Source organism: Aestuariirhabdus litorea (assembly GCF_003864255.1).
GTDB classification, from domain to species: Bacteria; Pseudomonadota; Gammaproteobacteria; order Pseudomonadales; family Aestuariirhabdaceae; genus Aestuariirhabdus; species Aestuariirhabdus litorea.
Map to the genome: position 1 here is coordinate 1,738,827 of NZ_QWEZ01000001.1, position 18,548 is coordinate 1,757,374.

At 56.9% G+C, this 18,548-nt stretch carries 21 protein-coding genes and 1 tRNA gene; 9 read left to right on the forward strand and 13 right to left on the reverse strand.

All coding sequences use genetic code 11. The features are described from left to right. Positions 1-3: 3 nt before the first annotated feature. The 5 genes from D0544_RS08010 to D0544_RS08030 form a co-directional block, all read right to left on the reverse strand. Complete coding sequence (locus tag D0544_RS08010; RefSeq protein WP_125015442.1) at positions 4-690, reverse strand: flagellar hook assembly protein FlgD; 687 nt, start codon at positions 688-690, stop codon at positions 4-6. A gap of 10 nt (positions 691-700) precedes the next feature. Beyond that, positions 701-1,141 (reverse strand): flagellar basal body rod protein FlgC, encoded by a 441-nt coding sequence (gene flgC / locus D0544_RS08015; RefSeq protein ID WP_125015443.1) that lies wholly within the window; start codon positions 1,139-1,141, stop codon positions 701-703. Between the two features lie 2 nt (positions 1,142-1,143). Continuing rightward, entirely contained in the window at positions 1,144-1,554 is a 411-nt protein-coding gene (gene flgB / locus D0544_RS08020) for a flagellar basal body rod protein FlgB (RefSeq protein WP_125015444.1), read from the reverse strand. A 343-nt stretch (positions 1,555-1,897) separates the two neighbouring features. After that, complete coding sequence (locus D0544_RS08025; RefSeq protein ID WP_341538848.1) at positions 1,898-2,758, reverse strand: CheR family methyltransferase; 861 nt, start codon at positions 2,756-2,758, stop codon at positions 1,898-1,900. Positions 2,759-2,788: 30 nt separating this feature from the next. Next, a complete protein-coding gene (locus tag D0544_RS08030; protein ID WP_125015445.1) occupies positions 2,789-3,718 on the reverse strand; it encodes a chemotaxis protein CheV in 930 nt (309 codons plus the stop codon). Between the two features lie 280 nt (positions 3,719-3,998). Between D0544_RS08030 and flgA the strand changes: the two genes are divergently transcribed. The 4 genes from flgA (at position 3,999) to D0544_RS08050 (ending at position 6,498) form a co-directional block, all read left to right on the forward strand. Continuing rightward, complete coding sequence (flgA, locus tag D0544_RS08035) at positions 3,999-4,730, forward strand: flagellar basal body P-ring formation chaperone FlgA (protein WP_125015446.1); 732 nt, start codon at positions 3,999-4,001, stop codon at positions 4,728-4,730. A 166-nt stretch (positions 4,731-4,896) separates the two neighbouring features. Beyond that, positions 4,897-5,229, forward strand: a complete 333-nt coding sequence (gene flgM / locus D0544_RS08040; RefSeq protein WP_125015447.1) for a flagellar biosynthesis anti-sigma factor FlgM — start codon at positions 4,897-4,899, stop codon at positions 5,227-5,229. A 10-nt stretch (positions 5,230-5,239) separates the two neighbouring features. Further along, entirely contained in the window at positions 5,240-5,719 is a 480-nt protein-coding gene (locus tag D0544_RS08045; RefSeq protein ID WP_164880868.1) for a flagella synthesis protein FlgN, read from the forward strand. 50 nt (positions 5,720-5,769) lie between these two features. Then, positions 5,770-6,498 carry a flagellar brake protein gene (locus tag D0544_RS08050; protein ID WP_125015449.1) on the forward strand — a complete coding sequence of 243 codons (729 nt, stop codon included), beginning with the start codon at positions 5,770-5,772 and terminating at the stop codon, positions 6,496-6,498. A gap of 34 nt (positions 6,499-6,532) precedes the next feature. On the opposite strand, the gene D0544_RS08055 is transcribed toward D0544_RS08050, so the two are convergent. From D0544_RS08055 to D0544_RS08065, 3 genes are all read right to left on the reverse strand, one after another. Continuing rightward, entirely contained in the window at positions 6,533-7,135 is a 603-nt protein-coding gene (locus tag D0544_RS08055; RefSeq protein ID WP_125015450.1) for a TIGR04282 family arsenosugar biosynthesis glycosyltransferase, read from the reverse strand. Between the two features lie 6 nt (positions 7,136-7,141). Continuing rightward, positions 7,142-7,819, reverse strand: coding sequence for a TIGR04283 family arsenosugar biosynthesis glycosyltransferase (locus tag D0544_RS08060; RefSeq protein ID WP_125015451.1), 678 nt, complete (start codon positions 7,817-7,819; stop codon positions 7,142-7,144). Positions 7,820-7,897: 78 nt separating this feature from the next. Beyond that, positions 7,898-7,973, reverse strand: a tRNA-Arg gene (locus tag D0544_RS08065). A 111-nt stretch (positions 7,974-8,084) separates the two neighbouring features. Between D0544_RS08065 and D0544_RS08070 the strand changes: the two genes are divergently transcribed. Further along, positions 8,085-8,975, forward strand: a complete 891-nt coding sequence (locus tag D0544_RS08070) for a DMT family transporter (protein ID WP_125015452.1) — start codon at positions 8,085-8,087, stop codon at positions 8,973-8,975. Here the strand turns inward: D0544_RS08070 and D0544_RS08075 are convergent. Further along, positions 8,954-9,790 carry a M23 family metallopeptidase gene (locus D0544_RS08075; RefSeq protein ID WP_125015453.1) on the reverse strand — a complete coding sequence of 279 codons (837 nt, stop codon included), beginning with the start codon at positions 9,788-9,790 and terminating at the stop codon, positions 8,954-8,956. The two genes, D0544_RS08070 and D0544_RS08075, sit on opposite strands and share 22 nt — an antisense overlap. A 122-nt stretch (positions 9,791-9,912) precedes the next feature. On the opposite strand from D0544_RS08075, the gene D0544_RS08080 reads away from it, so the two are divergent. The 3 genes from D0544_RS08080 to D0544_RS08090 are packed head-to-tail and all read left to right on the forward strand — an operon-like array spanning position 9,913 to position 14,230. Continuing rightward, the gene (locus tag D0544_RS08080; RefSeq protein ID WP_125015454.1) at positions 9,913-10,566 is read left to right on the forward strand and encodes an ABC transporter ATP-binding protein; all 654 of its coding nucleotides are present in this window, start codon (positions 9,913-9,915) and stop codon (positions 10,564-10,566) included. Further along, a complete protein-coding gene (locus D0544_RS08085; RefSeq protein ID WP_125015455.1) occupies positions 10,563-13,070 on the forward strand; it encodes an ABC transporter permease in 2,508 nt (835 codons plus the stop codon). Before D0544_RS08080 ends, D0544_RS08085 begins: the two co-directional genes overlap by 4 nt. Then, complete coding sequence (locus D0544_RS08090; protein WP_125015456.1) at positions 13,067-14,230, forward strand: lipocalin-like domain-containing protein; 1,164 nt, start codon at positions 13,067-13,069, stop codon at positions 14,228-14,230. The genes D0544_RS08085 and D0544_RS08090 overlap by 4 nt, the downstream gene beginning before the upstream one ends. A 13-nt stretch (positions 14,231-14,243) precedes the next feature. On the opposite strand, the gene D0544_RS08095 is transcribed toward D0544_RS08090, so the two are convergent. The 3 genes from D0544_RS08095 to D0544_RS08105 are packed head-to-tail and all read right to left on the reverse strand — an operon-like array spanning position 14,244 to position 16,092. Further along, the gene (locus D0544_RS08095; protein ID WP_164880869.1) at positions 14,244-15,029 is read right to left on the reverse strand and encodes a substrate-binding periplasmic protein; all 786 of its coding nucleotides are present in this window, start codon (positions 15,027-15,029) and stop codon (positions 14,244-14,246) included. A gap of 11 nt (positions 15,030-15,040) precedes the next feature. Continuing rightward, on the reverse strand, positions 15,041-15,310 hold the full coding sequence (gene yidD / locus D0544_RS08100; protein ID WP_481147840.1) for a membrane protein insertion efficiency factor YidD: 270 nt from the start codon (positions 15,308-15,310) through the stop codon (positions 15,041-15,043). Between the two features lie 38 nt (positions 15,311-15,348). Next, entirely contained in the window at positions 15,349-16,092 is a 744-nt protein-coding gene (locus tag D0544_RS08105; RefSeq protein ID WP_164880870.1) for an OmpA family protein, read from the reverse strand. 236 nt (positions 16,093-16,328) lie between these two features. Here D0544_RS08105 and D0544_RS08110 point away from each other — a divergent pair, with 236 nt between their 5' ends. Next, on the forward strand, positions 16,329-16,646 hold the full coding sequence (locus tag D0544_RS08110; protein WP_125015460.1) for a hypothetical protein: 318 nt from the start codon (positions 16,329-16,331) through the stop codon (positions 16,644-16,646). Between the two features lie 12 nt (positions 16,647-16,658). On the opposite strand, the gene D0544_RS08115 is transcribed toward D0544_RS08110, so the two are convergent. Further along, entirely contained in the window at positions 16,659-18,494 is a 1,836-nt protein-coding gene (locus tag D0544_RS08115) for a hypothetical protein (RefSeq protein ID WP_125015461.1), read from the reverse strand. Positions 18,495-18,548 lie beyond the last annotated feature (54 nt).

The following is an 18,548-nucleotide window of genomic DNA, read 5'->3' on the forward strand; positions in this document are numbered from 1 at the left end:
GAATTACTCTTTGATCATCTGTACGTCGGACAGCAGGACCGAGCCCAGACCATCCAGATTCAAGATCACATCGCCGGTTCCCTGGGCCCCCAGGGTGATGCTGTTAACATGGGCTGGCAACACCGTTGGAACCTGCTGTGACTGGCCATCAATCAAAGCCATCGCTTCAAAGCGGTACTCTCCGGACGGCAAAGTATTGCCGCTACTGTCTTTGCCATCCCACTCAAATTCGATATTGCCCTTGGCCTGCGAGCCCATGGGGAGCTGGCGGACCAGGTCTCCGTTCGCACTGTAGACATTCACCGTGAGGTCCTGGGTTGAGGCGGGCAGCACCACCAGGCCATCGCTACCGCGCCCCGTATCAACCCGGGTCTGTTCCATCCCCAGCATCACAGTTCGACCCACCAGCGAGGAAGCCTGCAATGCCTGACTGGACTGCATACCCGCCACAAAGTCCTGCATTGAGCTGTTAAGGCTTTCCACCCCTTCCACAGTACTGAACTGGGCAAGCTGGGCGATAAACTCTCCATTCTCCTGGGGCTCCAGAGGGTTCTGGTTGTTCATCTGAGCAACCAGCAGCTCCAGAAACTCGTTCTTGCCCAGCTCATCATTCTTCTTCTGGTTCTCCTGCGCGTTGGCAATGGAGTACTGATCCATAACCGATGTGCTGGTAACACTATTCAGGCTCATCACGCTCTCCTTACTGCCCCAGTGTGAGGACTTTTTGCATCATGGTTTTAGCGGTGTTCAGCACATCCACATTGGTCTGGAAGGAACGCGATGCCGAGATCATGTCGGCCATCTGTTCAACCACATTGACGTTGGGGTAGTAGACATAACCCTCATCATTCGCCATCGGGTGGTTAGGGTCGTAACGCGCCTCCAGCTCCTGCTGGCTCTCTACAACACCCATCACACGTACCCCCGCACCGACTTCAGAAGGTTGCTCATCAAACAGGGAGCCCTCCTGCCCTGCTTCGTCCAGTGCATGGGCGAAAACCGGGTAGCGGGCGCGGTAGGTCTCATCGATACTGCTGCTGACCGTCTCCGCATTGGCAATATTGCTGGAGGTCGCATTGAGGCGGATTGACTGGGCACTCATACCGGAACCCGCAATGGTAAAGACGTTAGCCAAAGACATGTTTATTGACCTCTAATGGCAGTGCTCAGACCTTTGAACTTCGCATTCAGGAATGTGAAGCTGGAGTCAAAGGCGATCTTGTTCTGGGTAAATTCAGCAATCTCCCGCTGGGTATCGACGGTGTTTCCATCAACGGAGGGTTGAGTGGCGATCCGATACAGCAACTCCCCCCCCTCCACTTCATCGATAAACCCTGAAACATGGCCGGGGTGTGTTTTCTCCAGGGCCACTGCGCTCTCGTTACCCTGAGTGGAAAGTTGCTGCTTCATCACTGAAGCAAAGTCGATGTCCCGAGCCTTGAAGCCGGGGGTGTCAGCATTGGCGAGATTATTGGCCAGCACCTCGGCCCGTTGTGCACGAAACTGCAGCGCCGCCGGGTGGATACCTAATGCCTTGTCAAAACTGATTGCCATGCTGAACCTCGTACTGGATTGATTGCCTACACAGAATCAATAGCAACGAGCATGCCAACTAAATTTATTGTTTTTATTCAATGGGTTACAAAAAAACATCATCTCTAAAACCGCGGCAGCGGCAAACCACTTCCGACCGGGCGGCAAACATAGAGAGCCCCTTTGCCGCCTAAGGTTAAAAATGCGAATACAACGCGGTGAAAGCAGAAGAATAAGCAGAAGCAGAAGCAGAAGCAGAAGCAGAAGCAGAAGCAGAAGCAGAAGCTAAAAGATTAAGTCTTGGGATTAAGGCCAGGTACAAACGGGGGAAAGAGATCTGAGCGCGCAAGGCGCGCTCAAAGCGCTATTTAGCGATATACATGATACCGGGACGGCACTGCACCATCTCATAAAGGTGGGAAAGTCCATTGAGCGCCTCCGACGCGCCCAGGAACAGATAGCCTCCCGGCTTGAGGGTAGCGTGAATACGGGTAAGTATGTCGCGTTTGAAATCCGCCGAAAAATAGATCAGGACATTCCGGCAAAAAACAACGTCGAACTTACCCAGGGTGACATAGCTGTCCTGCAGGTTGATCGCCCTGAAGTCGATACGCTGCTTGATCGCTGGTTTGACCTGCCACCGCCGGCCATCAAGAGGGGTAAAGTATTTTTCCAGGCGCTCATCCGACAGCCCACGCCCCAGCGCAAGGGAGTCGTACTCGCCCAGCTTGGCCTCCCCCAGCACTTTGCTCGACAGGTCCGTCGCAACAATCTGCACGCCACCACGAAGCTGGCCGAGGCTGGTCCGCTCGAACTCATCGATAATAATGCTTTGGGAGTAGGGTTCCTGCCCTGATGAGCATGCGGCGGACCAGATCCTCAGGCGCTGGCCGGGATAGCGCTTTGCAAGGTCGGGTAAGATACGTGTTTTAAGCACCTCGAAGGGGTAGCTATCACGAAACCAGAGGGTCTCGTTGGTGGTCATGGCATCGACCACCTCACTCCTCAACCCGCCCCGAGGCTGGGCATTGATGCGCTTTACCAATTCACTGAGCGAACCAATTTGATGGTTGGCAAGGATTTTACGTAGCCGACTCTTGACCAGATACTCCTTGTTTTTACCCAGCACAATACCGCAGGCCTTCTCGAGGAACTCGCTGAACACCTCGAAATCACCTGTCGCCGAAGCACTGGCGCGGCCTTGAGTTAGTCCGATATCGGCCAACCTACTACTCCTTTAAATAACCCGCAGGCGCTACTGGGTTTCGATCTGAAAACGCTTGATCACACTACCTGCGAGATCATCCGGGTTAAATTTGGCAATAAAATCGTTCGCCCCCACCTTCTCCACCATGGCCTTGTTGAAAACGCCACTTAACGAGGTATGAAGTACGATATAAAGACCTGCCAGGCACGGGTCCGCCCTGACTTCGGTGGTGAGAGTGTACCCATCCATTTCGGGCATCTCAATATCAGAAATCATCATCAGCAGATGGCTATTGATATCACTTCCATCGGCCACCAGCTCCTTGAGATACTCCAGCGCCTGGCGGCCATCATTTTTAACCACCACTTCGACGCCGATATTCTCCAGGCAGCGCTGAACCTGCTTACGCGCCACGGCAGAGTCATCAGCTACCAGAACCTTCTGGGACAACGCATGGGTCGTCACCTCATCGGTAATCAGGTCAGGGCTTACCTCGTCGCTCTGGGGAGCCACTTCAGCAAGGATTTTTTCCACATCGATGATCTCGACCAGCTGGTCATCCACCCGAGTTACCGCCGTCAGGTAATGGTCCATCCCGGTGCCACGGGGGGGCGGATGTATATCAGCCCAATTCATGTTAACGATGCGGTCAACCATCTGCACCAGGAAGCCCTGCACCTTCATATTGTATTCGGTGATAATCACAAAAGCATTGCTCAGGTCCTCAAGAGGCCCCTTGCCTGTCGCCATGTTCATATCGAGAATAGGGATGGTTCCCCCCCGGATATTGGCAACCCCCCTGACCACCGGACTGCTTTTCGGCAACATGGTCAGCTGGGGGCACTGAAGTACCTCCTTGACCTTAAAGACGTTGATGCCATACAACTGCTTGCCATTTAGGCGAAACAGCAGCAATTCGAGTCTATTCTCACCAACCAGCTGCGTCCGCTGGTTGACACTATCCAACACTCCTGCCATGGAGATCTCCACTATCTAAACTGTAATCCCGTGCGAATCAGTCCACCCGGATCGGTCACTAAGCTGTACGTGTTAATAGACTATAGCCGCTCGCCGAGCCAGATAACAACAACCATCACTCCGAGTTTGCTCCCCCAACCCAAAGCGGCCGGGGGCCCTCCCCCAAAGTATCGGCATAACTTTTGCTGCCTTTAACCATAAGTTGGCAATATGCCAGAATTTTGTCGGTCACGATCCCGGCAGCCCGATACCCGATGAGAGAACAGCCATAGGCCCTTTAATGAGACCCAGACTTCGTTCCTACTTGACTCTTTTCGCCGCCGCCCTCTTTGCACCTTTATCCGGCGCACAGGAGCTGGCACCGAATAGCGCCGATCTCAAGCAGATTCAAGTGCGCGTGAAGAGTTATCTATTGGAACAGGCAACCCAGCGCCAGAGGGGGGACTCCCTTAGCCGCATAGAGGTCGAGATCAATCCGCTGGATCCTCGCCTGCAGCTCCCAAGATGCTCTGAGCCCACCACACTGATCGAAGACTCCCGCCACCACCGAGCAGGACGCCAAACGGTTCGTGTCGAGTGTCGCGGGGAGCAGCCCTGGGGGATCTATCTAAGCGCAACCGTCAAAGTATTCCGGCAGGTGATCACCGCTAACCGCTTGATCAACAAGCGGGAATCCGTTAACCCGGAAGACCTGCTGCTTGAAGAGCACGACGTAACAGAACTCCGCTCTGGCTACTTTACTGCCCTTGATAGCCTTACCCACATGCAGGCGAAACGGACCATCAGGCCGGGACAACCCCTTTCACCCTCGCTGTTACAGGCACAACAGCTCATTGAGAAAGGGGATACCGTCACCATCGAAGCCAGGGGTAACGGCCTTACCGTAAGAATGATGGGGACAGCACTGTCGGACGGTGAAGCCAACGAACAGATCAGGGTAAAAAACAACAGTTCTGAAAAAATCATCCGGGCAACGGTAACTGGCCCCAAACGGGTTGAGATAGTAATTTAATGACACAGCCCGAAAACTACTGCTAACATACTGTTTATTAAGGACTCTTACCAAAAAGGGGCCACCCGGCAGGGTCGAGACAAATAAATTAAAAAAGTGCTAAAGTTTTTGCCACGGATGCCGCTAACTGGTGTGACGGTAATTAAAAGGTTCTGAGGATGCCACCATGGCCATCAACATAAACAACAATCTGCTCAATCCAGCAGGCGCCCGCAGCAGCGAAAGTCGTGATCGCCAGGGCGACGCTATAGGCACCGACAGCAAAGAGGGGCAAAATAGTGTTGCAAAGCCCGTCACGGCTCGAACAGACTCAGTCAATCTGAGCTCTGAAGGCAAGAACCTGCGCCAGATTGAGGACAAGCTCTCCAGCCAGCCCGAGATCGACCAGGACAAGGTGGCTCGCATCAAAAAAGCAATTGCCGAGGGCTCCTACCAGGTAGATGCCCGTAAACTTGCTGACAACCTCTTTGCCATGGAGGCTCAGCTCAACAAACTCTGACGGAGAAGTTATGCCGCAGCGCACCATCCTCGACCTTTGTCTGCACGATAGTAAAACCGTCACCGCCCTTCACAACCTGCTAACCCAAGAGCGAAAAGCGCTGGAAGAGCGTGATGCTGAGTCCCTCGAGTCTCTTCTCGGTAGTAAAAACAGCCTTATCAACCTACTTAATGAGAGCGCCTCAAAGCGCACTCAGCTGCTCGCTGAGCAGGGCTTTGAGCACAACCGTGAGGGAATGAAGCGCTACATAGCAACGCTGTCCCCCGAACAAAGCGAGGAGCTGTCCGAACTCTGGTCGGAGCTGGAGGAAGGACTGGAAAGCTGCAAAGAGCTCAATCTGGTCAATGCCAAGGTATTGCAACACACTCGCACAGCGGTTGACAGACTGCTCACAATCTATAGAGGTTCTGCCGCAAAATCTGTTAGCCTCTATGGAGAGGACGGGTCAGCGACCCGGGCGAACGAACACCGCAGTATTACCAAAGCTTGATAAGCCCTCCTGCGGAGCAGGTCAGGGAACCCATAAGGTTAGCGCTCAACATGGACTCCAAAGACGATTATCGCCTGCTCACCAACCCCAGAGAGATTGCCAGCTACCTGAAGGCATCGAGTGACCATCAAGAGGCGGTAACGGTCTACTTCCCTGCCAAAGAGCAAGGTTACCGATCCCTGTTTGTGGAGATTGACCTGGATCGGGGTGAAATTGAGCTTGACTCCCTGGCCCCTACTCCAGGGGACAGCTTGATGAGAAATCACGAGAAATTCCACGTCATCGGCAGTGTTTCCGGTGTACAGCTCAGATTTGATGACAACGTGTTGGAGCGGCTAAGTCAGGACAAGGACGGCCGCCAAGGCTATCGTATAAAGCTTCCCCAGAAGGTGCGCTATATGCAGCGCCGCGATGCGTTTCGAGCGCGCATCCCCTACAGCACCCACATCAAGGCAGTCCTGCAGGATGAGGAGCTACCAAACCCGTTAAGGGCGCGGCTGGTCGATATATCCGCAACCGGCTGTCGTTTAGTCATCAACAAAGCCGAACTGGAATCTCTCCCACTGCGCAACGGATCCGGCTTTAGTTCGCTCAAATTCCAGATACCTGGCAGTGCAGAGATCGACACCATGGCCACCGTTCGTAACGTATTGATCCGGGAGGAGGTCGACGAGGTGCAGGTGGGTATAGAGTATTGCAACCTGAGCGGCCTCAACGAGCGTTATATAGACCGCTTCGTTAACCAGCTTCAGCGGGACTCTCGTCACGGCGCCGCATAGCGGCAGCCTCTTCTTGCACCAGGGGATTCATCCGCTAGCGGCCGCGCCAGCGCCTGAAATCCTCCGGGCGATCTACATCCCATAGAGTCTCAAGCTCAACCCAGCCTACCCCTTCTTTCCTTAACCGCTCCCGGCTCTGCTGCAAAACCCTGTCACTGCCCCAATCAATACCCTGAAACAGCTCAGGAACCCGCTCACGAGTGCCGACCAGAACATAACCACCATCCTCAGCGGGCCCGAGCACCACGGGATGATGCTCAAGGGCCTCGAAGGCAGCTTCAATATAGGCCGGAGTCATCGCCGGGCAATCGCTGCCGACCACCACAGCCCGTTGAGCGTGGGACAACGCCACAGCGGTTGCCGCAGCCATGCGATCCCCCAGATCCCCATCAACCTGCAGATATCGTTTCCAACCCTTAAACACCGGTTCCTGAAAGGCCGGGTTCTGCGGGTCGAAACCCGCCCACAACTGTCGCTCAACCCCAGGGCACTGCGCCAGGGTGCTGGCACAGTGAAGCAGCAGCTCGGCATGCACCTGGGTCGCCACCTCCACACCAAGGCTCGGGATCAAGCGGGTTTTTACCCTCCCGCTGACCGGTGGTTTGGCAAACAGCAGTATCGCTTTAGAAAGGCTCATGGCAACCTACTCCTGACGACGATATTGGTCAGCAAGGATCTCGGGAGAAACACCCAGAAAATACAAAAACCTCAACTTCCACATGAGTGCTACCGTCCTGAAAACGCCCCTGGACTCCCAGCGGCGGCTCGATGTCACCAATGGTGTATTGATACAGACCGGAGCACCTCGCTTTTTTAGTCGACGGCTAATCTCAATATCTTCCATCAAGGGAATATCGGCGAAACCGCCCGCGGACCAGAACAGCGAAGGGCGCACGAAAATGGCCTGGTCCCCGGTCGCTATACCGGTCAAACGAGATCGCTTGTTGATAAACCAGGCAATAATCGGAAACAACCAGTGCCCCCCGCTCAGGCGCAGGTCGAATCGCCCCCAATCCCCTTTTTCACAGGCTTCGCCCAGCAGCCGGTCTGCCGCGTCCGGAAGCCGGGTATCGGCGTGAAGGAACAGCAGCAGATCCCCCTCTGCGGCAGCCGCGCCAGCCATCATCTGCTTAGCCCTGCCAGACTCTGCGTATAGAAGTCGATCCACCAGATCCTCCGCCAATGAGGGAGTTTCATCATGGCTGCCGCCATCCACCAGAATAACCTCATGCCCCCTGGCCCGAAGTGGCTGCAGGGCATTCAGGCTGGCAGCAATGGAGAGGGCCTCATTAAGGGCTGGGATAATGACCGAGATTCTCATGGAGAAAGCGAACACTCCAATATCGACAAGCACTGCAAACAGAGTGTCATTATGGATCCGCTGGAGTAAAGGTAAACATGGCGCTCCCACAGGGACTCGAACCCCGATCGATCGCTTAGGAGGCGACTGTTCTATCCTGTTGAACTATAGGAGCGAAGTTGGCAATCTTACAGATTCAGCGGGCATTTGCAATGCCGCCCCAAGCATTCAAAGGCGATCGACAGCGTTGCCATTAATACCGTATTTACGGTTCTGAGAGAATAGAATGGACTCACCGCAGCGCTTACGCCTGGTCGCTTATACGGGCCTCATTATCGCAACCCTGTCCTGGGCCGGTAATGCCCTGGTGGGAAAATATACCGCCGGATCCATTCCTCCGATGACCCTCTCCATGGGACGCTGGAGCCTGGCCCTGATCATTCTGCTGCCAATCGCCGGCCTACAGCTGTGGCAACACCGCGCCGTCGTACGCCAGTACTTTTGGAAACTGCTGCTGCTCTCGATACTGAGCATCACCTGCTACAACAGTTTTCTCTACATCGCTGTTCAAAAATCAACTGCCATCAACATCACCCTGATCACCACCGCCATGCCGATCGCCGCGATCGCATTTGCTTACTGGATACTGGGGGAGCGCCCGCGTCTCAAACAGGTGTCGGGAGTACTGCTGTCCCTGGTGGGTTTGTTGATCCTGATCAGCGAAGCCCGGTGGCAACGGCTGGCAGGCCTGGAATTCCAGGCAGGCGACCTGGTGATGACTCTGGCAACGGTCTGCTGGGCGCTCTACTCCATCTTGCTGAAAAAGTTTTCCCCTCCCCTTCCCCCCGCGACCCTGCTGCTGACGCTCATCCTCATGGGAACGCCCGTTATTGCCCCCTTCTACTATTGGGAGAGCCTAACCAGCAACTACACCGCCAGCCTCGATGAGCTATGGGTCTTTGCTTACGTGGCCGTCCTGCCCTCCATCGTTGCCTACCTGTGCTGGAACAATGGAGTGAAAACCCTCGGCTCTACGGTGCCCACCCTGTTCAGTTACCTGATCCCGATCTTCACCATTTTGCTCGCGATACCGCTGCTCGGGGAGCAGCTGTTCCTCTACCACGCGGTGGGAGGTGCTCTAACCTTTGCCGGACTCTATCTCTCAACCCGTTCCTGAGCGATCACTTCAGACATGGGTGGCACCAGCAGGGTTGGGTCAATGCGCTGTTCGAACCAGTTCATTCGCCAATCCAGGTGGGGGCCGGTAACCCGCCCCGTTGCACCCACCTCGGCCACCACCTGGCCCTGTTTCACCCGCTCCCCTGCCTTGACGAGAAGTCGGCTCAGGTGAAGAAAACTGGAGGAAACACCGTGGCCGTGGTCCATGATGAGCGTCCCTCCGGAAAAAAACAGGTCCGGCTCGGCAAAAGTGATGACCGCGTCAGCCGGTGCCACCACCCGAGTTCCGGTTGGCGCTGCTACATCAACCCCGTAATGGGGACGACGCGGCTCACCATTATAGAAGCGCTGGCTACCATAGACGCCCGATATGGGTCCGGTCAGGGGCCAAATGAAGGGTTTGGCGAAAAACTGGTGGGCCAGGTCCTGTTTGCGCGCAGAGCGCACCCGCGCATTTTCTGCACGAATTCGCACCAAATCCTCCGAGTTCGGTTGCATAATCCGTTTCGCTATCCCTTCGATCCGCTGAATCCGATACTCCCGAGGTGCCAGCTCCAGGGTTTTCAGCTCTTCTCGACCATCGGGAAACACCAGCCGGTAATGCTGCTGAAGCGGCGCATCCCGGTCGAACCCCATCACAAAGGTGCCGTTGTCGGAGACCCGTATACGCCGCTTTCCAACCCACACTTGGTTGGCACTGTCGGTACGGCCAATATAGAGACTGCCCTGGGTAAGCGAGGTTGCCTCCGCCACAGCGGCCCCCGCCACAAACGCCAACAACAGAGCACCAACCGACAACCACTTCACACCCATAGACGACCCACCTGATCTCGCTTCACTTAAGCCTCCCATTTCTACACTATATTAAGGCGAGCAGCAAAAACGCAACGGAGCCCCATGAAAGAGAGCCCTGCCCCCATTAATGAGTTCCGCCAGTGATCCTGACAACCCACCAGCTCTGTAAAGGCTTCGAGCACCCCCTGTTGCAGGATATCAACCTCCAGGTGGCACAAGGCGAAGTGGTGCTCCTACTGGGGGAGAGTGGCTCGGGAAAATCCACCCTGCTCAACCTGTTGGCCGGCATGCTGACACCGGACAGTGGTCAGATAGAGATTGCCGGCCACCCACTTCACAGCATGAACGACGCCGAGCGAACCCGGATGCGAAGGCGCCATATCGGTTTCATTTACCAGCATTACAATTTGATCCCAACCCTGACCGTTGAGGAAAACCTGCGCCTACCGCTGCAGCTTAACAACATACAGGGGGTGGAAGAGCGCCCCTTCCAGCTGCTCGAACGGGTTGGGCTCCTTGAAGCGGCACAGCGCATGCCCGCCTCCCTGTCCGGCGGCGAGCAACAACGCGTCGCGATCTGCAGGGCGCTGGTACACTCCCCCTCCTTGATATTGGCTGATGAGCCGACCGGAAGCCTGGACAACGTAACCGCCCGCAAGGTGGTTGACCTGATGTTTGAACAGGTCCGGGCTCTTGGACAAACACTGATGGTGGTCAGCCATAACGAGGCCCTCCAGACGCAAGTAGACGCGAGCTATCGGCTGCACGACGGGCACCTGGTCCCGCTGCCATGAAACTCCCCCTGCCCCTTAAAGCCATGATCGGGCACTACCGCAACCACCCCTGGCAGCTGTTATTGATGTGGGTCGGCATCGCGGTCGGTGTTGCCACCATCATTGCTGTCGAATTGCTCAACGACAGCGCCAGGCGCAGCATTATTCAAACCCAGCAAGCGCTTTACCCGGGCGCCACCCATCTTCTGGAGGGCGACCCGGTCACCCTTGAGGGTTTTTATCGCCGCCTGCTCAGGGAGGTACCCGGGGTCAGGGCAATGCCTATTTTGAGCGTCCCCCTGAGCGATCCCGCCACCGGCCAACGGATCGAGCTGTGGGGCATAGACCCCTTCAGCCTGTCGGGCTTCTCACTGCCGGTTGGACAACCCTCAGGGGAGGGTATCCGTAGCCAGGAGCTGATCCGCTACCCTAACGGTCTCTACCTGAGTGCGAATGCCGCTCGCGCTCTTCAGTGGTCTTCCTCCCAAGAGCGCGTACTATTGGGCCCGCGGGGCGAACACAGGTTACGCTTACTGGGCACCCTCCCCCCCTCGCAAGGTGGCGATGCCAGCTCCGCACCGCTGGCGATCATGGATATTGGCCCGGCCATGGAGATTTTCAAAGAAACACCCGAGCTCAGCCAGGTATGGTTAAAATTGGGCCCTAAGGAGCAGCAGGCCCTTAGAGCCCTGCTTCCTGCCGACCTCAACCTGGCCAGCCTCGCGGACCAAACCCAACAGCTGCTGCAGATGAGAAACGCCTTTGAGTTGAGCCTCAATGCACTCAGCGCTATGGCGCTGCTGATGGGGCTTTTCCTCGTTTACAACAGCAGCCACTTTGGTTTTCTGCAACGCCAGCCCCTGCTCGCGCAGCTGCGAGCGCTGGGGGTTAGCAACCGCGAAATCAGCCACTACCTAGTCGTAGAATACGCGCTGCTCTCTGCCACTGCCTCCGTCTTTGCCGTACCCCTGGGCTGGTTGTTAGCCCTGCAGTTGGGCGCCCTGATGGACAGCGGCCTGATGGCCAGCGATACCAGCATTTCACTGGTGGGGGGCAACCTTCCCCTTGCCCTGGGAATTGGATGCGGCGCCAGCTTTGGCGCCTGCCTTATCCCGTTCCTCAGCAGTCCCGGGGCCAGCCCTCGCCCCTTTGGGGGGGCTGTTGCTGCCCACCCAGACGATAACAAGCTTCCACACTGGCAGTTGCCGGCCGCACTGTGCCTATTGCTGGTGGCGCTACTTCTGTTAATGCTCCCGGGGACCCCGATGCTGGTCAGCTATGGAGCGATCACCTCCTTATTGCTGGGATCCGCACTACTGGCGCCCCTTCTAGTGCGCGGTCTGCTAATTGGCGCAGAAGCTTTATGGGCGGGGCGCGTTCAAACCTGGGGCTGGCAGGGGCTGCTTATTCTGCGTGAAACCTTAGGCAACCTGAGCAGAACCCGGGTTGCCCTCAGCGCCCTTATGGTCGCTGTGGCCACCAGTTTTGGCATGCAGTTAATGATCCACAGCTTTAGGGATTCCGTCGAACAGTGGCTGGAGCAGCGCTTAAACGCTCCCCTCTACCTGCGCATGAGCGCCGGACCCGAAAGGCTACGCCCCTCCATCCCCCCCGCCCTGCTCAGCGAACTAAAGGCGATGCCAGACATGGATGAGATCTCCGAAGTGGCTTTTGAGAGCGCCTGGGTGAGGGACCGTAAAGTGGAGCTTATCGTAGGCAACTTCCCGCCACCGGCCCAGACGGGTTATCGACTGCTGGAAGACAATGGGCTCTCCCCCTGGCCCCAACTGGAGACCCGGGCAACCACCCTGATCAGCGAGCCCCTGGCCTACCACCTGCAACTCGGTGTGGGTGAGCGCCTCAAGGTCAGGCTGCACGGGCACCCCATGGAGCTGGAAGTGATCGCCATCTTTCAGGACTACGGCAGCGAACAGGGACGCCTTCTGGTCAGCAACCGCCTCTATGAGCGCTACTACTCCAAGACCCCCGCCAGCGCACTGGGTCTATACACGACCCTGGACAGTCAATCGCTTTACCAGAAAATCCCCAAGCGCTGGAAAAATGACGTGGACATCATCAACCAAAGCGCTCTCAGGTCCCGCTCCCTCGCGGTATTTGACCAGACCTTTGCCATCACTTCTGCGCTTCAGCTATTGGCCGTGGTGGTGGCTTTTATGGGGCTTTTCGCCTCACTACTGGCCATTTTGCTGGAGCGACGGCACCATCTGCGGGCGTTTCACCAGCTGGGACTGAGTGCCGGCGAACGGGCAGGTCTGTTACTCAGCGAAGGGGCGATTATCGGCTTTTGTGCCGGACTGCTTGCCATTCCCTGTGGTGAGGCCCTGGCCTGGATGCTACTCAAGGCAATCAACCTCAAAGCCTTTGGCTGGAATCTATACCTGACCCAGCACAGTGCGCTCTGGCTCCAACCGATAGCACTTGCCGGCACTGCCGCACTGCTGGCCAGCCTCTATCCGGCCTGGCGTGTTACCCGCCCCCTCGGCGCTACCCAGGAGGACGAATGAAGGGCCCCGTATCTCCTCCCCTGTTGTGGGCGCTCATCCTGATAATCGCCACACTGGTTGGGGCAGGACTTTCGATCCAGCACAACGCCACGAAACCTGCTGGTGAGGCGGAGCGGAAACAGTCGGAGACTACCCTTCGTGCCCTTCTGGGTGACTCGGGCAGAGAGGCCGGGTTTCCCCAGGTTAAGGCGCCACGCCCCTTTGAGTTTCCTCTCGACCATTTGGGACACCCCGAATACCGGAGTGAATGGTGGTACGTCACCGGCCACCTGCGCCCCCAGGGGGCAACGGAGTTTCGTTATGGTTTTCAACTGACGCTCTTCAGGCACGCGTTGAGGCCCACCACGACTGCAATAAGCGGCTGGTCCTCCCCCCAGGTTTATATGGGGCATCTGGCGTTAAGCGACTTTCAACAGGAGAAGCACTTCAGCGAGGAGATCATCAGCCGCAGCGGTCCCGATCTGGCCGGATACGCTATGGACCCGCCCAGGGTATGGGTCAAAAGCTGGCGAATGGAGTCCGTTGACCCACCGGACTGGCTCCCTTTGCGCCTGGTCGCACAGGCCCCTCAGCAGTCGCTGGGGCTGGATCTCGAGCTAAGGGCCACGACCCCTCCCCTGTTGCAGGGGGACCGAGGTTTCAGCCCCAAAGGTCCCAACACCGCCTCCCATTACTATTCCTACCCCAACCTGCAGGTGCACGGTCTTCTTAGCACGGCAGAAGCAATGGAGATAGCCGTAGAGGGACAGGCCTGGTTCGACCACGAATGGGGCAGCAGCTATCTGGAGCCCGGGCAGCAGGGGTGGGACTGGTTCTCGCTTCAACTCGACAATGGGGTGACGTTGATGTGGTTTCAGATCCGCAGCCAAACGACCGAGCTGAATACCCGTGCAGTGACCCTCGCCGATGTTCAGGGAAACCGCCTTCCCCTCGACCCGGCCGAGGTCGAAGTCACCCCCCTGGATGTCTGGAGCAGTCCCAGCGGGCGACGCTATCCCAGTGGCTGGCAGCTCAGTATCCCCCGCTACCAAATTTCGCTCAGGATTGAGCCAAGAATAAAGGACCAGGAGATGAGGCTAGCGGTGGTTTACTGGGAGGGGGCGGTTACCCTCAGCGGTTCCCACAGCGGAGTGGGCTACGTTGAACTTAGCGGCTACTGACCCCTGCGCGGGGTTAATGAGCTTGAACCTTTACTCGCTCCAACAGCGCCTGATAACTCCCATCGGCCCGCATGCTGGCCAGCTCCTGGTCGAAGCGCTGGATAAGTGAGTGGTCAACGTTCGTCTGGTTAGAAAGCATCAACACAAAGCCCACCCGGTCGAAAATACGCTCATGACGCTGGACGATCCAAGCAAGATTCAGTCCCTGGATCTTGTCATCGGTCACCGCCTGCGAGTGTATAAAGAGGTCGGTTCGTCCCATGGAAAGCATCTTCAGGCAATTATCAGCCACGGCGGTGGTCTCAAACGCAATTTCCAACTCCCCGTAAAAACGATCGGCCCAACCGTTGCCCAACACATCGCAAAACTGGAAGTGAGACAACGACTGCAGGGGGGTTCCCGCCTCCAACGCTTTACCCGCCTCGGACTCTTTACGGGAGTATGCCTTGAATACCAGCTCATAAAGGCTCTCTTCAGAGCGTTGACTGTATCTCAGGCGGGCCGGCGTTGGCGTGGTAATAAAACCATCCACAGCCCCTGAACGGACCATGCTCTGGGCGCGCCCCCAGGGTACCCCTCGGTGCACGACCACTCTTCCCATCCGCTTACCAATAATCTCTTCAACCAGCGCCGGAAGAATCCCTCGCACCTGAGTATCGTCCCCATAGGAGAGCGGAGCCCACTGGTTTGCATACACAATCCGCAGTGGTCGTTGATCATGCGGAACCACTTCACCGGCCTGCACAGACTGCAGACCCAGACACCAGCACACAACAAGCCCGATCCATCGGCCAGACATACTTAAACTCCCTATGAGCGGCTCCCGTGCCGACATTGCTGATGATCCAGATCCGAGCCCGGTACAGGATCAATTCCACTGCGGCCACTGAAAGGGTGGCAGCGAGCGAGCCGTTTCAGGGTGAGCCACCCCCCCTTTAGCGGGCCATGCAACTCAATCGCCTCAACGCCGTACTCGGAACAACTCGGGTAAAAGCGACAACGCGGCCCCAGCAGGGGGCTGATAGCCACCTGATAGAGCCGAAGCAATTTTGTAAGCAAGAATTTCACGTCGCGCGACACCCCGTGTCCGGCCCGCTGGGCCAAAAGAGAAACCAGGGTTATCTTAGCAGCTTGATCACGACACGGCGATTAAGGGCACGGGTATCCTCTCCCCCCTCAGTGCTAAGGGGGCTGCGGTTACCATGAAACTTAACCGATATATCACCATCCAGAATCCGCTCTCCCAGCAGGTATTCACGTACGGTCTCGGCCCGCTTTTTGGAGAGTAACAGGTTCATGGCCGCCGAACCCTCATCATCACTATAACCGTGGAGGGCAACGGCGTAGTCGCCGGTGGTCGTTATAAACTTGGCGTAAGCCCTGAGCTTGGCTTGATCCCGAGGACGCAATTCTGCCGAGTTGAGGTCAAAATAGATGGTGCCCAAAATCGGCCCTTCCGAGGCCTGGTCGAGGGAGTCTGATACGGTTTTAACGGGCGCCACGGTGGTAACCGCCGGTGTCACCATCACCACCTGTGAAGCGTCCTCGTCAGCAGGACTGCCCGAGTCGGCAATAGCGGTCTCCGGACAGTCGCCGAATGGACAGTTACCCGGCCGCTCGATGGGCACACCCATCCCCTTGTCGGCCATCAGGTAACAGCCCAGGCTACTGTTCACTCCCGCAATAATCAACGCCCCTGCGGGCCCAGCCACAGCGGCACCGGCCAGACTGCCAACCAACGCCCCGCTGCCGGAGCAGATCTCCCAAAAGGTGTCTGTCTGCTCTGGCCCCTGTGAAGCACACCCCCCCAGCAACGCCATCGAGGACGATAGCAGCACAGAGAGCCAGGTTTTCAATCGCATAAAATCCATTTCCTACTGAGGGGACAGGTCGGTAAGCATGCAATAACCCTGCCCATGGCGCGCTTATTGCTAGTCAATTTTCAACCTGAGACAAAGACTTGGGGATTATACCAGCTCTCAGACACTGACATAGAGCAAAGCCCTTGTAATTGCTCGATTTATTACGGCTTTTACGTATTTACTAAATGGGCAGTCAAGGCTAGCTTGAAAGTAGAAAACGATTAGGGATAAATAACATGTTCGGTTATTTGAAGCACCTTCTTCTCAGAAATGAGATTCAACGCCAGTTTGGATTCTTTTCAGATTATCGCGTTTGTGTCATGGACCTGCTTAACAGTTCCCTGCGGGACCTGAACCGGGACGATACCACGCTTATCAGCCCAAAAGGGTTCACGGAAAAAGATCAAAAAAACCCACTCAGCGGCCGCATTGCTCACCTGATTCACGAAGACTGGGACAAGGGCGTTAATGCCTATCAGTGCCGTGATGACCTGCTACATGAACTGCAGGTGGAGCAACCCAAGCCCAGTCCGTCTCCGAAAATAGCCGCCTGACTTGAACGGGCGCTATTTGAGTATCCCTTTTAGCGCCCCACCGACCTCTCCGCCAAGACGGGATTCCGCCTCCTGCTGAGCCTTTTGACGCGCCTTTTCGGTTTGCTTGTCGACCTCTTCCCTGGCCCGTTGCTTGACAAGGTTACCGGCCAGCTGCTGCAGTGAGCTCTTGATCCCCTGCTCATCGACCTTCACATCCGGAGACGCCACCGGACCGCTAATGCCCACTTTAACCTCCAGCTTTTTGATGGGCGCCTCCCCACGATCCCTGACACTCAGGGTCGCGTTGGCAAGAGAGACCAGAATCGGTAGCTCAATGGTGGGCTCACCCCTTAATCCAAGGGTCCCCTCAGCCTCCAACCCCAGAACACCTCCGAGCACTTGCGTATCCCCTTGCAGCGCCAGTTGATCCAGCAGCGGCTGGGCGGGCCAGCGCTGCAGGCGAAGATGGATGCGATTCTCGCCCCCCTGCTTGCCAAGAGCGCCCAGCGCCATCTTAAACATCAACCGCTGATCGCTGGACTCTGTCTCTAAAGCGGGAACCGCCGCCGATAGCCAGGGCTGGGAGGAAAACTCCCACGCCCTGATATTCAGGGTGGCTTCCGGCCAGTCGGGGACACTTACCTGCTCAGCCTGTAACTCGCCAATCGATAACAGGGGGCTCTGCTGGACCAGATGATCAGCTCGTATAAGGGCATAGCCGAAACCTTCAATCTGACGACGCAGCCGCTGTTCCAGTGTCTCACCCACCGGCGACTGGTCAGCGGCAGGAGGGGTAGGCAAGCGCTGAAGCCAGCGAGCAAACTGTTGAAAGCGCTGACGCCAGAGGCTGGCCGTGGACAGATAACGATCCAGGTCCCCACCCGAGACCTGCAATGTCCCAGGGGCACTCTGGGAAGGAGTTTGAGACTCCTCCTGGGGTTCCTCAGCCGAAGCCAGGCGTACCCCCGGCTCATCACGATCCAGGCCATAGGCTCCGCCGGTAATCGAAACCCGCTCCAGCCGCAGCCGCTTACGCAACAGGTCGGCACTACTCAGGTCCGCCTCCAGTCGCTGCGCGCTAAAGAGGTTGCGGTCCAGCTGCTCGGGGTCAGCGATGGCAATGCCCTCCAGCACAAGGCGGCCCTCAGCGAGGTCCAGCTCTCCTCCTGCCAACTCAACCGTAGCCCCGTTGGCTTGCTCAGCTCCGCGGCGAATCTGCTCGATCACCCAACTGCTGGCAATGGCTTCCTGTAATGCCCAAAGCAGGCCGCAAACCAGCAGCGCCACAAGAATACCGGGCCAGCGAATCAGTTTCCCCTTCGCCGATACCAGCTCCTGGTAACGTTGGTCACTGGCCGCCCCCAGAAACACCCAGGTGAAAACCCTTCCCACCGGGTTACTGGCGATCAGGGCGAAGCGCTCACTGTTTTGCTCAAGCCCGGCCATGGTTCGGCGGAACCGCCCCACCAGTATCACCATCGCGATGGCCCCCACCAAGCCGATCGCCATTCCCAGGGCAAGGGCACCGGTGGTGAGGTAATACTCAAATCCAAACAGCGCCCATACCGGGGCGTTTACCAGAAAGGCGAAGAAGGGCTCCGTGCCCCCCTCCAGCAGCTGGCGCCCCAGCGCAAAGCTGAGGGGTTGTAATAGCAGCGAGAGCAGTTTGGAGGCGGCAAACAGGATCCCGATCAGGGTCAGATTGGCGTTAAACACCAACAGCAGCAGCAGTACCGAAAGCGTCAGCCCGGGCGAGGTGAAGAAGCCGGGTAAAAATCCCAGTACCACCGCCAGAAACGTTCCAACAGCCAATTGCGCGGGGGTGGCGTTCCCCCTTAATACCTTACCCAGTTTGCGGGTGATCATACTCAAATCCCTCTACTGTTCGCTGCGTATCCCTACCAAGCCGCTCCTCAAACA

Excerpts from the sequence above, each read along its gene's own strand:
- D0544_RS08010 (WP_125015442.1), bottom strand. The coding sequence starts at position 690 with ATGAGCCTGAATAGTGTTACCAGCACATCGGTTATGGATCAGTACTCC.
- flgC (WP_125015443.1), bottom strand. The coding sequence starts at position 1,141 with ATGTCTTTGGCTAACGTCTTTACCATTGCGGGTTCCGGTATGAGTGCC.
- flgB (WP_125015444.1), bottom strand. The coding sequence starts at position 1,554 with ATGGCAATCAGTTTTGACAAGGCATTAGGTATCCACCCGGCGGCGCTG.
- D0544_RS08030 (WP_125015445.1), bottom strand. The coding sequence starts at position 3,718 with ATGGCAGGAGTGTTGGATAGTGTCAACCAGCGGACGCAGCTGGTTGGT.
- flgA (WP_125015446.1), top strand. The coding sequence starts at position 3,999 with ATGAGACCCAGACTTCGTTCCTACTTGACTCTTTTCGCCGCCGCCCTC.
- flgM (WP_125015447.1), top strand. The coding sequence starts at position 4,897 with ATGGCCATCAACATAAACAACAATCTGCTCAATCCAGCAGGCGCCCGC.
- D0544_RS08045 (WP_164880868.1), top strand. The coding sequence starts at position 5,240 with ATGCCGCAGCGCACCATCCTCGACCTTTGTCTGCACGATAGTAAAACC.
- D0544_RS08050 (WP_125015449.1), top strand. The coding sequence starts at position 5,770 with ATGGACTCCAAAGACGATTATCGCCTGCTCACCAACCCCAGAGAGATT.
- D0544_RS08055 (WP_125015450.1), bottom strand. The coding sequence starts at position 7,135 with ATGAGCCTTTCTAAAGCGATACTGCTGTTTGCCAAACCACCGGTCAGC.
- D0544_RS08060 (WP_125015451.1), bottom strand. The coding sequence starts at position 7,819 with ATGAGAATCTCGGTCATTATCCCAGCCCTTAATGAGGCCCTCTCCATT.
- D0544_RS08070 (WP_125015452.1), top strand. The coding sequence starts at position 8,085 with ATGGACTCACCGCAGCGCTTACGCCTGGTCGCTTATACGGGCCTCATT.
- D0544_RS08075 (WP_125015453.1), bottom strand. The coding sequence starts at position 9,790 with ATGGGTGTGAAGTGGTTGTCGGTTGGTGCTCTGTTGTTGGCGTTTGTG.
- D0544_RS08085 (WP_125015455.1), top strand. The coding sequence starts at position 10,563 with ATGAAACTCCCCCTGCCCCTTAAAGCCATGATCGGGCACTACCGCAAC.
- D0544_RS08090 (WP_125015456.1), top strand. The coding sequence starts at position 13,067 with ATGAAGGGCCCCGTATCTCCTCCCCTGTTGTGGGCGCTCATCCTGATA.
- D0544_RS08095 (WP_164880869.1), bottom strand. The coding sequence starts at position 15,029 with ATGTCTGGCCGATGGATCGGGCTTGTTGTGTGCTGGTGTCTGGGTCTG.
- D0544_RS08105 (WP_164880870.1), bottom strand. The coding sequence starts at position 16,092 with ATGCGATTGAAAACCTGGCTCTCTGTGCTGCTATCGTCCTCGATGGCG.
- D0544_RS08110 (WP_125015460.1), top strand. The coding sequence starts at position 16,329 with ATGTTCGGTTATTTGAAGCACCTTCTTCTCAGAAATGAGATTCAACGC.
- D0544_RS08115 (WP_125015461.1), bottom strand. The coding sequence starts at position 18,494 with ATGATCACCCGCAAACTGGGTAAGGTATTAAGGGGGAACGCCACCCCC.